The sequence below is a fragment of the Enterococcus sp. NBRC 3427 genome (assembly GCF_007996925.1).
GTDB lineage: Bacteria > Bacillota > Bacilli > Lactobacillales > Enterococcaceae > Enterococcus_B > Enterococcus_B lactis.
Window position 1 is genome coordinate 21,086 of record NZ_BJLL01000011.1, and the last position, 13,643, is coordinate 34,728.

At 34.5% G+C, this 13,643-nt stretch carries 16 protein-coding genes and 1 pseudogene; 7 read left to right on the top strand and 10 right to left on the bottom strand.

What is annotated here, in order from left to right; all coding sequences use genetic code 11:
- Positions 1–142: 142 nt before the first annotated feature.
- From ESP02_RS04130 to eis, 3 genes and pseudogenes are all read right to left on the bottom strand, one after another.
- Positions 143–830, bottom strand: a pseudogene (locus tag ESP02_RS04130) (hypothetical protein).
- The gene (locus ESP02_RS04135) at positions 808–1,302 is read right to left on the bottom strand and encodes a nucleoside 2-deoxyribosyltransferase (RefSeq protein WP_038398772.1); all 495 of its coding nucleotides are present in this window, start codon (positions 1,300–1,302) and stop codon (positions 808–810) included. The pseudogene ESP02_RS04130 and the gene ESP02_RS04135 overlap by 23 nt, the downstream one beginning before the upstream one ends.
- 19 nt (positions 1,303–1,321) lie before the next feature.
- A complete protein-coding gene (gene eis / locus ESP02_RS04140) occupies positions 1,322–2,542 on the bottom strand; it encodes an enhanced intracellular survival protein Eis (protein WP_025478501.1) in 1,221 nt (406 codons plus the stop codon).
- A gap of 146 nt (positions 2,543–2,688) precedes the next feature.
- On the opposite strand from eis, the gene lepA reads away from it, so the two are divergent.
- Together lepA and ESP02_RS04160 are read left to right on the top strand one after the other, a co-directional pair.
- Positions 2,689–4,524: a translation elongation factor 4 gene (gene lepA / locus ESP02_RS04145; protein ID WP_002317740.1), complete on the top strand. Its 1,836-nt coding sequence runs from the start codon at positions 2,689–2,691 to the stop codon at positions 4,522–4,524.
- 1,044 nt (positions 4,525–5,568) lie between these two features.
- Positions 5,569–5,775, top strand: coding sequence for a hypothetical protein (locus ESP02_RS04160; RefSeq protein ID WP_172436459.1), 207 nt, complete (start codon positions 5,569–5,571; stop codon positions 5,773–5,775).
- Positions 5,776–5,998: 223 nt separating this feature from the next.
- Here ESP02_RS04160 and ESP02_RS04165 read toward each other — a convergent pair whose 3' ends face one another.
- From ESP02_RS04165 to ESP02_RS13435, 3 genes are all read right to left on the bottom strand, one after another.
- Positions 5,999–6,301: a hypothetical protein gene (locus ESP02_RS04165; RefSeq protein ID WP_002374579.1), complete on the bottom strand. Its 303-nt coding sequence runs from the start codon at positions 6,299–6,301 to the stop codon at positions 5,999–6,001.
- A 279-nt stretch (positions 6,302–6,580) separates the two neighbouring features.
- The gene (locus tag ESP02_RS13575; protein WP_002374581.1) at positions 6,581–6,760 is read right to left on the bottom strand and encodes a hypothetical protein; all 180 of its coding nucleotides are present in this window, start codon (positions 6,758–6,760) and stop codon (positions 6,581–6,583) included.
- A gap of 182 nt (positions 6,761–6,942) precedes the next feature.
- Complete coding sequence (locus ESP02_RS13435) at positions 6,943–7,197, bottom strand: hypothetical protein (protein WP_002374583.1); 255 nt, start codon at positions 7,195–7,197, stop codon at positions 6,943–6,945.
- A gap of 524 nt (positions 7,198–7,721) precedes the next feature.
- Between ESP02_RS13435 and ESP02_RS04180 the strand changes: the two genes are divergently transcribed.
- The 4 genes from ESP02_RS04180 (at position 7,722) to ESP02_RS04195 (ending at position 10,120) form a co-directional block, all read left to right on the top strand.
- The gene (locus ESP02_RS04180; RefSeq protein ID WP_002324896.1) at positions 7,722–7,919 is read left to right on the top strand and encodes a cold-shock protein; all 198 of its coding nucleotides are present in this window, start codon (positions 7,722–7,724) and stop codon (positions 7,917–7,919) included.
- Between the two features lie 268 nt (positions 7,920–8,187).
- Positions 8,188–8,541 (top strand): helix-turn-helix transcriptional regulator, encoded by a 354-nt coding sequence (locus tag ESP02_RS04185; protein WP_002374585.1) that lies wholly within the window; start codon positions 8,188–8,190, stop codon positions 8,539–8,541.
- Positions 8,519–9,196 (top strand): type 1 glutamine amidotransferase domain-containing protein, encoded by a 678-nt coding sequence (locus tag ESP02_RS04190; protein WP_002374587.1) that lies wholly within the window; start codon positions 8,519–8,521, stop codon positions 9,194–9,196. Before ESP02_RS04185 ends, ESP02_RS04190 begins: the two co-directional genes overlap by 23 nt.
- A complete protein-coding gene (locus ESP02_RS04195; RefSeq protein ID WP_038398960.1) occupies positions 9,197–10,120 on the top strand; it encodes an NAD-dependent epimerase/dehydratase family protein in 924 nt (307 codons plus the stop codon).
- Positions 10,121–10,200: 80 nt separating this feature from the next.
- On the opposite strand, the gene ESP02_RS04200 is transcribed toward ESP02_RS04195, so the two are convergent.
- The 4 genes from ESP02_RS04200 to ESP02_RS04215 form a co-directional block, all read right to left on the bottom strand.
- Positions 10,201–10,593, bottom strand: coding sequence for a VOC family protein (locus ESP02_RS04200; protein WP_025478503.1), 393 nt, complete (start codon positions 10,591–10,593; stop codon positions 10,201–10,203).
- A gap of 173 nt (positions 10,594–10,766) precedes the next feature.
- Entirely contained in the window at positions 10,767–11,558 is a 792-nt protein-coding gene (locus ESP02_RS04205; protein WP_025478504.1) for a TraX family protein, read from the bottom strand.
- A gap of 361 nt (positions 11,559–11,919) precedes the next feature.
- On the bottom strand, positions 11,920–12,180 hold the full coding sequence (locus ESP02_RS13580; protein ID WP_002374597.1) for a hypothetical protein: 261 nt from the start codon (positions 12,178–12,180) through the stop codon (positions 11,920–11,922).
- 176 nt (positions 12,181–12,356) lie between these two features.
- Complete coding sequence (locus ESP02_RS04215) at positions 12,357–12,770, bottom strand: Hsp20/alpha crystallin family protein (protein WP_002374600.1); 414 nt, start codon at positions 12,768–12,770, stop codon at positions 12,357–12,359.
- A 192-nt stretch (positions 12,771–12,962) separates the two neighbouring features.
- Between ESP02_RS04215 and ESP02_RS04220 the strand changes: the two genes are divergently transcribed.
- Positions 12,963–13,601, top strand: a complete 639-nt coding sequence (locus ESP02_RS04220; RefSeq protein WP_002374602.1) for a hypothetical protein — start codon at positions 12,963–12,965, stop codon at positions 13,599–13,601.
- Positions 13,602–13,643: the final 42 nt, after the last annotated feature.

Sequence of the window (13,643 nt, forward strand, 5' to 3'; positions counted from 1 at the left end):
GAGACTATAAAAGAAAAAAGGGGTCTGACACAACTAGTGTCAGACCTCCTTTTTTTCAAATAAACAGTGTTCCAGAAGTAGCTTCTTCGAAAAATAAGCCGAAATTTCTTGAAGCTGCCCGCTTCTGTCACAACCTCTTTTATTAGGTATTTTTCACTTTTTCTAATTTATAACTTTCAAAGTAACGCTCATCTTTTTTACTTTGAGACCATGCAAACAATCCCATTAAGGCAGCACCTATCGTATTTGTCAGCAAGTCGCCCATCGTATCCATCAATGCAGCTCGTCCGACAAACAGTGTGCCATCAGAAGCAGCAAAACGTTGAAGATTCATGCCTAAGAACTGGTCGCATAAAAATTTCCCAGAACTCCCAAAACACGCCGCAAAGTCCAGCAAACGCAAAGCCGAATAAGAGGAACAACCAAGGACTGGTTTTTGATATCTCCGCATCTTTCATCAAGTAACCAATCAATCCATAGCCAAGAGCTGTCAGGACCATTGGACTCACCGCATGTAAGATTTTGTCCCAAAAAGAGATGATACTGATCAAATGCATCCCTGTACCTAAAAAGACAGAGATGAATAAGAAGAACCAGTAAAACAAAACGATTGCTGCTGGAATTTTAAGTTTGAAAACTGTCAAAATGACTTGTGGCATGAAGATCAATGCAATCCCTAATAAAGATTCCACGATAAATGTGATTCCTTGAGAAGTCGAATACTTTTGGGTGATAAATTCATAAAAATTATAGCAGACAACGAATACACCAAAAGCAAGTAAAGCTATTTGAACCTTTTTGATTTCTTTAATCACTGAAAGTCCCTCCATCTAAAAATCTTTTTACTTCTGAAAGCAACTCAGTCTCTGAAGAAACCACTTTTCCGTTCAATTTGATCAGTCCTACTGTATATAAGTTCAGATAGTGAAATTGATTTTCAGCTGTTTCTTGTAGCGCAGCGATTTTTTTCGGGTGGGTTCCGCCTTGCTGCCGAGTATCAGTATACAAGCCAATCACTGGGATACCTTTCGCATAAGCCACACCGATTTCCGATGCTACGCCAGCATCAATCGTCAATCCATCTAATAAAGCAATCATCAAATCGCTTTCCAACACTTTTTCTGTGTCTGCAAGAGCAATCATCAGACTGTCTGCATAAGCAGTTTTGTCATTGATTGCTTCATTTTCTTGAGGAAGATAAATTGAAAGTTCAGGAGAGAGCGCTCTGACTTCTTTCACTATCTGCTCGTTATATAACAAATCACTTTTAGCAAACATTGGTGCGGCAAAATAAATTTTCATCTAAACATCATCCTTTTTATTAAAAATAATCGCTAAAATAAGCTTCCATGTTTGGAATGATACGCTCTAGTGACTTCAGTGTTTCTTCATCTGTTTCTAACCGTTCGATTCTTGCCAAATAAGAAGCACGTCGATAATTCATCATCAAGCAAGTCAATGTTTGGATATTCAATCGAACGGGGTTTCCTATAGGTTCATTCAAGACACAGACTTTTCCTTGATCATCCCATGTTAAAGCAAAGACGCCATTATTCCAAGGAGCGACAGGATCTTCAATGATGAAATGAAAAGCATCAGCTGTTCCAACAAACGGAAACCGTTGAAGGAATTCTTTTACATCAACGATCCGAGCCATAAAATATGGTTCGATCTGCTCTTTGATCTGACTGTCTTCAATCAAAAAAGCTAAGGGCTCATTTTTGTAAATATCTCCATGTACCCAGTAAATCATGGAAAAATGAGCGGAAATAAAGTTCCATAAGCCATTTCGAGCTTCTTGATCAAGATAGAACATTTCTTTTACGTGAAATATTTCTTCAGCTACCCAGTAGAATAGAACACCTCTTGGTTCATGATTGCTATCGTAGTAGACAGCGGCTGTGCGCTCATCTTCATTTTCGAAACGCCAATATTCTTCCCAATGAAAATCACTGCGGAATAAAGCGCCATGGTTTCGTTGGGCAAATTTGTTATAAACGGCAAATACGTCTGGATGATCAACTGGTAATCGCTCAACCATACCACTTACTGGGACTTGTTTAGGTAGTTGAGTATCTCTGATTTTAAAGGAAAGTTTATCAGACATAATCTCCCATCCTTTGCGCCGATAATAGGGGATACTGTAAGGATACAAATAAGAGATCCATTGCTTGTTCTTGCGCATATTATCCAATGCAACGATGATTAGATCTTGCATCAATCCGTGGTTCGCATATTCTGGATAAGTTCCAACTCCAGTCACGCCCCCCATTTTATAACGTGCACCGTGAATATTGACTTCACAAGGATAGATAGCGATTTGAGAGATCAGTTTGTTTTCATGGAACCACCCGAACACTTTCGATACTTCTAAAATCGGTCTTTTGGAACGGATAAAAGCTCGTTTATTCTCAAACCCGCTTTCCTCGATATCTGCTTCAGTCACTTGGAACACATAGGAAAGTAATTCGTTGAACTGATCGATATGTTCTTGAGTGACTGGTTTTAATTCAAGATTTTCTCTAAAATCTTTTTGATCCATTTTTTCATCTCCATTTATTAGCTTGATAACAGTATAGCAAAATTCTACCAAAAAAACTTCTAAAGCTGACTAATTAAAAAGTCTTTAAATTACTGCTTTTCGTTGGTATAATGGAAAGTGCTGATTATATGAAAAGAGGAGACGCTATGGATATAAAGAAAATGAAAGAACGCCAAGAGCAGATTCGCAATTTTTCGATCATTGCTCATATCGACCATGGAAAATCTACATTGGCCGATCGTATTTTAGAAATGACGCACACTGTGACGTCTCGCGAAATGCAAGATCAGCTGTTAGACTCGATGGATTTGGAACGTGAACGTGGAATCACGATTAAATTAAATGCTGTAGAACTCAATTACACAGCGAAAAACGGAGAAACATATATCTTTCACTTGATCGACACTCCAGGGCACGTCGACTTCACCTATGAAGTCTCTCGAAGCCTTGCTGCCTGTGAAGGCGCCGTTTTAGTGGTCGATGCAGCCCAAGGAATCGAAGCCCAAACATTGGCCAATGTTTATTTAGCTTTAGACAATGATTTGGAGATCCTGCCAGTCATCAATAAAATCGACCTACCCGCAGCAGATCCCGAACGTGTCCGTCAAGAAATCGAAGACGTAATCGGAATCGATGCTAGTGAAGCTGTATTAGCCAGTGCCAAATCAGGGATTGGGATTGAAGATATTCTCGAGCAGATCGTGGAATATGTTCCAGCACCAAGTGGAGACTTAGATGCACCGCTAAAAGCTTTGATCTTTGATTCTATTTATGATAGTTACCGCGGTGTTGTTCTAAATGTCCGAATCACGGACGGTATGGTCAAACCCGGAGATAAAATCAAACTGATGAGTAATGGCAAAACATTTGATGTTACAGAGGTCGGGGTCTTCTCGCCAAAAGCAGTTGCTAGAGACTTTTTGATGGTCGGTGATGTCGGTTATATCACAGCAAGTATCAAAACTGTCCAAGACACTCGAGTAGGGGATACAGTAACGTTAGCAGACAATCCTGCCGCTGAAGCTTTACCAGGTTACCGAAAAATGAATCCGATGGTTTATTGTGGTCTTTATCCAATTGATACTTCTCGTTACAACGATTTGCGGGAAGCTTTAGAAAAACTGCAATTGAATGATGCTGCTTTACAATTCGAACCAGAAACTTCTCAAGCATTAGGATTTGGGTTCCGCTGCGGATTCTTAGGACTTCTTCATATGGATGTCGTCCAAGAACGTTTGGAACGGGAATTCAATCTAGAATTGATCACGACTGCACCATCCGTTATTTACCATGTTAATAAAACAGATGGTACGACTGCTACAGTAGATAATCCGGCAGATTTCCCTGAACCTGTAACAATCCAAGATGTAGAAGAACCATTTGTCAAAGCACAGATTATGGTGCCCAATGATTTTGTCGGTGCAGTCATGGAACTTTCTCAACGAAAACGTGGAGAATTCATTACGATGGATTATTTAGACGATTACCGAGTAAATGTCGTCTACAATATTCCGCTTTCTGAAATCGTCTTTGACTTTTTTGACAAATTGAAATCAAGCACGAAAGGCTATGCCTCATTGGATTATGAAATGTCTGGTTATCAAAAAAGCAAGTTAGTGAAGATGGACATCTTGCTGAATGGAGAAAAAGTCGATGCATTAAGCTTTATCGTTCACCGAGACTTTGCCTATGAACGTGGAAAAGCAATCGTTGAAAAACTGAAAAAACTAATCCCACGCCAACAATTTGAGGTGCCAATCCAAGCAGCTATTGGACAAAAAATCGTTGCCCGTTCAGACATCAAGGCCTTGCGTAAAAACGTCTTGGCTAAATGTTATGGTGGAGATGTTTCTCGTAAACGTAAACTCTTAGAGAAACAAAAAGAAGGGAAGAAGCGGATGAAACAAATCGGCTCCGTCGAAGTTCCGCAAGAAGCCTTCATGGCCGTTCTGAAAATGGATGAGGAAGAAAGTAAGAAGTAGCAAGGGATTTAATGAATAAAGAAAAAACCTTGCGCTGACTTTTCCCACGTTTTTCCCACGTTAAAATGGGAGATGATTAAAAGACATTATCACGTAACATCTTTTCAAAGATGTCGATAGTGTCTTTTTTCATTTTTTAGTTACATGTGCGTAAGTATCCATAGTAGTAGCTAATCTAGAATTACCAAGTCGAGCCTGGATTTCTTTTGGGTTTGCCACCGGATTGTCACCGGTGGCTTTTTTGTTGGTAAAATTCTCCATGATATCTACCATTTCAATTCTCATTTTATTTGTAATATGAGAATAACTGTCCATCTAATCATGTTTTGGATGCCTTGAAATTAGAGGATTAGTCGGAAACAACTTTGGATTAATCAAAAGAATCCATGTATAAACTGAGTGATGCGTTTAAATTAGCGCAAAATTCCTAGCTATTTTAAAAAATAGTTTGGCTATAATCTCTCAAAGAGTGTATTTATTCAAGCAACTTTTTAGAAAAAAATAGACTAGAAACAAAAAAAGCCAGCCGTAAGAGCTGGAAAACTTAATTTTTTGTATTCAGATAAATTAGTATGCAAATAAAAAATACTATCGAAAATACTAACCCAACTAAATAATTGGATAAAAAAAGGGGATCAGCATCTGAATCATCCCAAATCTGAATCATGAAATAGATAAATGGGAGGGATGAGACGATCAGTAAACAATCTTTTTTACGCCATATTTTTAAACAGTGTAGAACAATAATTTTATATGCACAAGTAACCCAGAATAAAATTTTACTAATAAATAACAAAGTTATATCCCCTTTATTTTTTCTCTTTCGCAATATATTTATCTTATCATTATTTATTTATTATGAGAAATAAATGAGATTGAAGGGGGAAGTCGGTAATAAAAGGCTTACACAAAAATGAAGGGTTGCTTAGATACGTAGATTACTACAGTATAATAAGAACGATTTCAAGCTATATGATCATTGATACATAAGTTCAGAAAATCGACTTAAAATGTTATTGATTGATGAGAATTGGAGAAACAGCAATGAATAAATTGAGTAAACAAGAATCGAATGTACTGAAGGAAACATTTGAAAAAGAATACGGAGTTTCTACAGAAGAAGTATATAAAGCGGCAAGTCAGGGTGTTGCTATTGCAAGTGAGGCTATTCGTAAGCTTGGATTTCTATATAAGATGATGCTCGTCAATGGGAGGGAACGGAATGAAAATAAAAGACGGATGTTACGCTAGTAGTCATGGTATAGACGGTTTAATACTAGATATGCCGATAAAGTACCCTAATTAATTCGGATTGAAAGAATGATGAAATGCGATAAACAGCAACGGTTGAAAAATAGTAAGAACAATTAGGAAGAGTTGAAATTCACATCCTTGTTCTTACTATTTCCGTTGCTGTCTATTAATTTATAAACATCGAAGTTACGTTTATTTAAAATACATCAATTACTTATTGTCAAAGATAGATATAATACGCATCAGCTTCCGAAGTAGCAGAATTTACCTTATGGAGTCCTTCTAATTTGATGTGGAGTTCTTTGGCAACTTCTTGAATATATTTGTTAAATATACTATTTTCTAATTTTAAATAATTAGCAATCTCTATAGAAATAACTTTTTTACGTTCTTTTCCTATGAACTGAATATTAAACTGTCTTATTACACTGTTTCTATCACTTTCATTAGGAAAGCTACTCATCATCGATACATATTCTTTTATAGACATAAGAGTACTTTTTATCATTTGGAATTCATCCATAATTTCACCTTCTCTAATTATTTTAATTTTAATTTAATTATACATGATACTTTTGTTTCTATCCATTTTTTTGCTGAAGAGAAGATTATGGTCATTATGCAGGAGAAGAATTAGGAGGGAGCTAATTTAATCTACACAAGATAAATCAGAAATTTATTTAAATGAGTAAAAAAGAGAAAATAGGGCAAGGAAAGTTTAGCGACTATCGCTAGGCGAAAAGATAAACCGCTTCTTTTTTATTTTTTAATTACATAGACATTCAGAAAAAAAGACAATCAACTAGTGATCGTCTTTTAGAAAGTTACCAATTAATTTTATAATATTGCTAGAAAATAAGATAAGAGCAAGACCTAAAATATTTACAAAAAAATTGAAATCTAAAAAAATAGCATTAAGAATAACAAGAATCATTCCGATGTATAAAAATATATTAGTGTTAAGTTTATTGATAGGTGTCATGTTTCTATCTCCAATCACTTTTAGAAAAGAGTATCTCTTATTCAATTTGTAGTCAATACCTTAATAAAAATGTCGGCAGAAATAAGAAGAATCAAGATGAAACAGATAGATGTCTATTAATAGTACTAGTATAAAGACAAAAACAATAAGTGAGAAAATTTGTAGTTATAAAAGTATAAAAATTAATCATTCTTATAAAGATAACGTAAAACAACGATGAAAAGAATAAGTGATAAAAACAACCCAACTACGTAAAAAAATAATGCTGAAAGCGATTGATAAAATGTATATTGCACTATTTTTATTATAAAAATTGCTGTTGGAAAAAAAGAAAGTATTAATATAACTGTTTTTCTAGAACGTTTAGTGAAGTAAAAGAAAGAGCTGATACCAATACAAACTGGAATCCAAAATAAAAGCATGCTAAATGTGACCACCGTATCATCTCCTATATAGTTTTATGTCAATTAGGATAATAGCATTTTATCAATTAATAACCAAATATTAAGGATAATAGTTTCTTTCGAATGGACTACAAGCACACCAGAATGAAAAATTCAGAAAACCAGAACTAACTGCAATAAAAGCAAAGTTTAAAAAATACGGTGTTCCTAAAGAAGCAGCGTATAAAGTTGCGAGCAATTGTATTTCCGGCCATCATTCGGGTTGAAAATCCAAGTAGTTAACGAAGAACAAAAAGAAAGTAGATAGATATGAGATTATTAATCGGAGATCTCGCTCGTTCATTAACCAATTGTTGTGTTCTTTCTGAAATTTTACATCTTTAAGTCTTATATCGAGTGATTATCCTTGTGTTAGTATTATATCCGTGTTATAGTAAATAAGTAATCTAATTTGAAACGTAATCTGAGCGATATATTCACACTATAAAAACTCCTTTTACCAAGTAATATTAATTGCAATAAAACACGTATTATATACGTATCAGGAGGAAATATATATGAATAACGGTACAGTAAAATGGTTTAACTCAGATAAAGGTTTTGGTTTCATCACTGGTGAAGATGGAAATGACGTATTTGCTCATTTCTCAGCAATCCAAGGAGAAGGCTTTAAGTCTTTAGATGAAGGCCAAGCAGTTACTTATGATATTGAAGAAGGTCAACGTGGTCTTCAAGCAGTAAATATCGTAAAATAATGTTGAACGTTAACCGCCTCATATGAGGTGGTTTTTTTGTTTATGTTAGTAGAAACAATCCCTCACTGTAATATTAGGTGAGGGATTGTTTTCGTTCATTGATTAAGTTTAACACTATTGTTTGCTTTAGTTTGTTTATTTCTGTCACTCAGTTTTTATCTGAAACCGTCAAATCATAAAGAAGCTACTTTTTTGAGCAAAGGAATTTACATATTTTATCAAAGAAGGTTTAATGGTTTAAACTTATAAACCAAAGGAGTGAGCTACAATGATTAGACATGATCGCTTAAAAACAGAACTAGAATCATTGAGTGGTTTTTTAGCAGCTTTAGGAGACACAAAAAGACAATTGATCTTGATTAGATTATTAAATGAAAAAAGCTGTCATGGTTTGCAAGTAGGAGAACTAACTGACGATACAGGTTTATCAAGACCAGCAGTATCGCACCACTTGAAAATTTTAAAAGACGCCGATTTATTGGAGGTCAGAGAAGAAGGAACTAAAAATTTTTACTATTTAAAACACGAAAATAAAAATATATACAAATTAAGAGATTTTTTGAATGATGTAATAGATGAAATGGAGGAGCTAAAAAACAGTGAAGAAAATCCTGATCGTTGAAACAAATGTCAATCAATACAAAGGAACAAATAAAGCTACTGGGCTTTGGCTAGGAGAAACAGTAGAATTTTTAGCAGAAATCTATAAATATCAGTTTGAAGCTGATTTTGTTAGTCCGTTAGGTGGCTATGTGCCGATTGATCCTCGAAGTATGAAAAATCTAGATTCTGATGTTATGGACATTTATTCTAATAAAACATTTATTGAAAAAGGTTTGAAGAATACATTGTCTCCTGCAAACATAAAGAGTGAAGATTATATTGCTATTTACTTTACCGGAGGACATGGTGTCATGTGGGATTTTCCAGAGAATAACGCATTACAAAAAATAGCTAGTGATATTTATGAATCAAATGGATATGTATTATCTGTGTGCCACGGTATAGCAGGTTTATTGAATATCAGACTTGCTAATAATGACTATTTAATAGCAAATAAAAAATTGACTGGTTTTACTAAAATGGAGGAACGATTAGCGATGAAAAGCAAAATAGTTCCTTTTGATAATGAAGAGATGACTGTAAGGAGAAAAGGACATTTTATCAAGAAGCGTTTCTTTAAGAGTCATGTGGTAAAGGATGGACATCTGATAACTGGACAAAACCCGTATTCAACAAGAGAACTAGCACGAACATTCATCAAGGAGGTTATCTAAATGCAAACAGTTATTGGCAGTAATGGCCAAATTGGATACGAATTAGCAAAAGAGCTCAATCAAACGTACGGGAAACAGCTGCGCTTAGTTAGTCGAAATCCGAAATCAATCAACGATACAGACGAACTGATCTCAGCGGATATTTTAGATCGTGAGGCAACTATTCGTGCTGTAGCAGGAAGTGAGATTGTTTATTTTGCTGCAGGATTACCGATGGACTCCGAACAGTGGAAAACAAAATTTGAAATCATGTTAGAAAATGTCATACAGGCTTGTAAAGAAACAAAGGCGAAATTAGTTTTTTTCGATAACACTTATATGTACGAAAAAAATGACACGGAACAATTTGAGGATAGCAAATTTATTTATGATGGTATCAAATCCACTGTTCGAGCTAAAATGGCAGATCGGCTAGTGACTGAAATGGAGAATCCTGACATCGATGTGATGATTTGTCGCGCTCCTGAATTTTATGGACCTAATAAGACGCAAAGTATTACAAACAGTTTATTGTTTAACCGAGTGAAAGACGATAAGACTGCTTTGGTACCAATTTCTGATCAAACTTTAAGGACCTTGATTTGGACACCTGATGCTAGTAAAGCCATGGCGCTTTTAGCAAATCAGACTGACACTTATAACCAAACCTGGCATCTACCTTGTGATGTAAGTCGAACATATGAAGAGATGATAAAGTTGATGGAAGAAAAGCTGCGCAAACCGGTAAAATATAAAGTGATCAAACAATGGATGTTTGATCTGGGTTCTATATTCAATAAAAATATGCAAGAGCTAAAAGAGTTACTACCTCGATACCATTATAACAACAAGTTTAATTCTGATAAATTTAAAAAGAAATTTCCAGATTTTGAAATAACAACATTCTCCAATGCATTAGACGAATTATTCAAATTAGAAAAGTAATGCTACTCGAGAGAAAAAGCGATAGTTGACATCCGCTAAATATGGAAAGCCAACTATCGCTTTTTTGTTTTATGTCATGGCTAGAATAACAGTTGCCAAGTAAAGCCAAACTTGTCAGTCACCCAGCAAACTTCTGTATACTTCTCGTAATTTTTTTCATGCATCATTACGGTTCCGCTATCTTTTAATGTATGAAATGCTTGATCAAATTCTTCCTGATTATCTACTTCAATCAAAATGGTAGATGCCCAGGTGGAGATAGGTGCAGGGAAATCTTTTGACATATCCAAAAATCCAATTACTTGATTGCCTAATTTAAGTTCGCCTTCAAGGATAAGATCCGATTCCTCTTTACTGGCATCTCCATACCGATTCAACTTGGTGATTTGGGAGTTAGGAAAAGCTTTGTGATACCAATTGATTGCTTCTTCTGCTTGACCATTATACGTCAAAAACGGTAATATTTGCTTCATCTTTTTCCCTCCTGATTCCTTTTTTGAGATCGATTGCAAAGCGATTGTAACATGGAATGGATAAAAAAGACTAAAGATAGGAACTAAATCGAAATGGTGAATTCTCCTGTATAAGTTTCAGGGGATTCTTTAAGTGTTCATGACAAGTTTTTCTTCCGTTAATAATAATCAGTCTAGTATTTATATAAAAAGGCAGACAGCAAATATAATAGGGCAATATGTGCCGGATAAAAGATATAAAAGAAATATTTCATGCCTTTTCCTTTTTGTCCGTTATATAGCAAGATTGGGATGATTGAAAAGATCATTATCCACTGGGTCGTACCTAAAAAGAAGAATATTCCAGCAACAATCGAGATGATGACACATTGAATGTTACGGTGATTTCTTGCTAAATAAAGCAATGGAATCAAAAGAACCATAAAATTATTTTCTGCTAAAAGCAGTGCAGGTAAAAATGATGTAATCAGCATAAAAACAACTTTGTTTTGAAGAATAACAGGACTAGAAAATAACAACGGGATAAATAATGAGAGCAAGATTGGTAAAATGAATAAGAAAATACTTGTAACAATTTTTTTCCAACTTCCTGTATTTTTTCCCTCAGTGAAAAGATCGATTGCATACATCATGACCGTACCAATAAACAGATCTCTGAAAATGTTATTCATCAATACCACTTCATCATAATGAACGATATTACCTAAAAAATAAGTAAAGAAGGCCATAAGAACCATTGAGAGATAAAGTCGCTGCATATATTTCTTTTTATCATGTGTATGTGAGAAGCCTACAACGCTTATAAAAAAGAACAAAGTAGCAACTGGCCTACCAAACCAATCTAGCCAGTCGGGGGCACCAAACGGATAAAACATTTGATGAATGTGATCGATAAACATCAATGTAATCCCTAAAATTTTCAAGTCAAAGGTAGAAAGTCCTCTTTTCAAACGAACAGTATTCAAATTTTTCCCTCCTAATGATTAAATAAATGAAACAAGTGACAATCACATTATTAATGAATTGAAGTCAGAAACACAATCGAAAAGTCGAACATTTTTGTCATGTGAATCGCTACAAAAATCAAAGTAAAATAGAAATCATCTTTGGAATATCAGAGATTGGAATATCAGAGAGTAGTAGAGAATAACAGATTATAACTATAATCAAATTATGTAAACTTGATATCGAAAAATAATTTATATATCAATACACCATGTACCAAAAAGAAATTTAACTTGTTTAGACATTTATCTTTTTATTCAATTTGTATAATGAAAAGATCTACGCCAAATAAAAAGCTTCCAGCCGAAATTGACTGGAAGCTTATTTTTTTCTGAAATATCCTAACACACAAATAAAAAAGATGGCCGAAGCTAATAAACCGATTTCGTAGTAAAACAATGAAATACCAGAGTCATAATAATAAAATCCTCTGATTTTATGGATAAAATAAATCATCGGACAAGCAGCTAAAAGTAAGTATTTGTTGGGCTTTTTGAATAAGTAAAAGAAAACACTGGTCATTATGATGAATGGTATCCAAAATAAAAGTTTGCTTAAGACAATCAACTGATCAACTCCCATATTTTTTACCAAGAGAGATCATACCATCTTTATCGCCAAAACAAAATATTTTTTTGTGCCTTTTGAAATTTTAATTAGGATCATGGAATTGGTTCTGAATAACTATAAAATTCAATTAGAAATCACTTTGTTCTTATCAAAAATATCGCCTCTCATTCATGGAGAGGCGAAAGTTCCTAGTTTAACTCGATTTTTTTCGTTTCTTTTGGATGATGCGCCGTTTTAGGTAATGCTAATTTCAGCACACCATTTTTAAAGGTTCCGGTGATTTTTTCTTCATCAACATCAGGAAGATAGAATGAACGTTTGTAAGAGACCGAATGTCTTTCTTTCCGTACGTAGTTGCCATTTTCTTTATCTTCCATATGGGACTCGTGATTGGCGGAGATCGTCAAAGTGTTGTCTGAATATTCAACTGTTGTGTCTTCTTTGTCACAGCCAGGCATATCAGCTGTTAGTTTGTATTCTTTTTCATTTTCAACTAAATCTACTTTTGGATAACTTGAAACACCTAAAAAATCATTGAACGCTGGACTAAACACATCATTGAAATCAGGGAACATGTCGCGAATGCTAGGTACATTTGCCATTTTTGATCATCCTTTCAATAGAGTATTTTTTTATTTATCCCTATTTACGTAATAACTCTATTTTGAAAAAAATGCAAGTATAACGGTTGCCTTTGTGAAAGTTTCATCTAGTGAATTACAAAGGTTATCTTTCTAATTTGAGAAAGGGTTTGCTAGAATAATAGTAAGAAAATAATTTGGAGAGGAGAAAATATGGCAAAAACCAAAAATCCCTATTGGCGAGAAGAAAGCAGAATCTATCATTTAGAATTAGAAATCGCTAGGAAAAGCAATCCACAAAAGAAACGTGAACTCGGCTATCTTTTAGAAAAAGAAAAAACAGCTTTGCAGCAACGAAAATGGCGAGATCGAGAAGCGCGAAATTACCAAATAAAAACGATACGTAAAACCCGTAGAAGAAAAATCGTCTATTACACATGTTGTATAGCAGGAATCATCATCGTGTCATTTTTTATAATAAGCAAATTCTTTTACCCAAATATAGAAAAATTGGATTTAGAAAACCATTCGGCGACTAATTTTATTACACAACTGACCAAAAGCGAGGTGGATACCACAAATTTAACAAGAGAGCAAGTAGAAAAGTGGGCATACTATCATTTGAAGTTAGAAGATCTAACTATTGTAAGCGCTAACTATTGTTGGTTTGACGTTCGTATCAATCAAGTTAGAGAAGTAGAAGTAGATATTTTTATGGAAGAAGTAGCTGTAGCAAACTATGTAGTTGACGCAAATGGTCACTTATATCGTATGACTGCATCTGACAAAAAAATGGTGGCGAATAAATGGGACGTACCAGAGAATTTTGAAATAGAAAACGCGAACGATTGAGATACTCGTTCGCGTTTTTCAAAATAAAATAGCGTTAAAACA

Bases quoted from the DNA above. Each gene is read 5' to 3' on its own strand.
- ESP02_RS04135 (WP_038398772.1), bottom strand. From the start codon at position 1,302: ATGAAAATTTATTTTGCCGCACCAATGTTTGCTAAAAGTGATTTGTTA.
- eis (WP_025478501.1), bottom strand. From the start codon at position 2,542: ATGGATCAAAAAGATTTTAGAGAAAATCTTGAATTAAAACCAGTCACT.
- lepA (WP_002317740.1), top strand. From the start codon at position 2,689: ATGGATATAAAGAAAATGAAAGAACGCCAAGAGCAGATTCGCAATTTT.
- ESP02_RS04160 (WP_172436459.1), top strand. From the start codon at position 5,569: ATGAATAAATTGAGTAAACAAGAATCGAATGTACTGAAGGAAACATTT.
- ESP02_RS04165 (WP_002374579.1), bottom strand. From the start codon at position 6,301: ATGGATGAATTCCAAATGATAAAAAGTACTCTTATGTCTATAAAAGAA.
- ESP02_RS13575 (WP_002374581.1), bottom strand. From the start codon at position 6,760: ATGACACCTATCAATAAACTTAACACTAATATATTTTTATACATCGGA.
- ESP02_RS04180 (WP_002324896.1), top strand. From the start codon at position 7,722: ATGAATAACGGTACAGTAAAATGGTTTAACTCAGATAAAGGTTTTGGT.
- ESP02_RS04185 (WP_002374585.1), top strand. From the start codon at position 8,188: ATGATTAGACATGATCGCTTAAAAACAGAACTAGAATCATTGAGTGGT.
- ESP02_RS04195 (WP_038398960.1), top strand. From the start codon at position 9,197: ATGCAAACAGTTATTGGCAGTAATGGCCAAATTGGATACGAATTAGCA.
- ESP02_RS04200 (WP_025478503.1), bottom strand. From the start codon at position 10,593: ATGAAGCAAATATTACCGTTTTTGACGTATAATGGTCAAGCAGAAGAA.
- ESP02_RS13580 (WP_002374597.1), bottom strand. From the start codon at position 12,180: ATGGGAGTTGATCAGTTGATTGTCTTAAGCAAACTTTTATTTTGGATA.
- ESP02_RS04215 (WP_002374600.1), bottom strand. From the start codon at position 12,770: ATGGCAAATGTACCTAGCATTCGCGACATGTTCCCTGATTTCAATGAT.
- ESP02_RS04220 (WP_002374602.1), top strand. From the start codon at position 12,963: ATGGCAAAAACCAAAAATCCCTATTGGCGAGAAGAAAGCAGAATCTAT.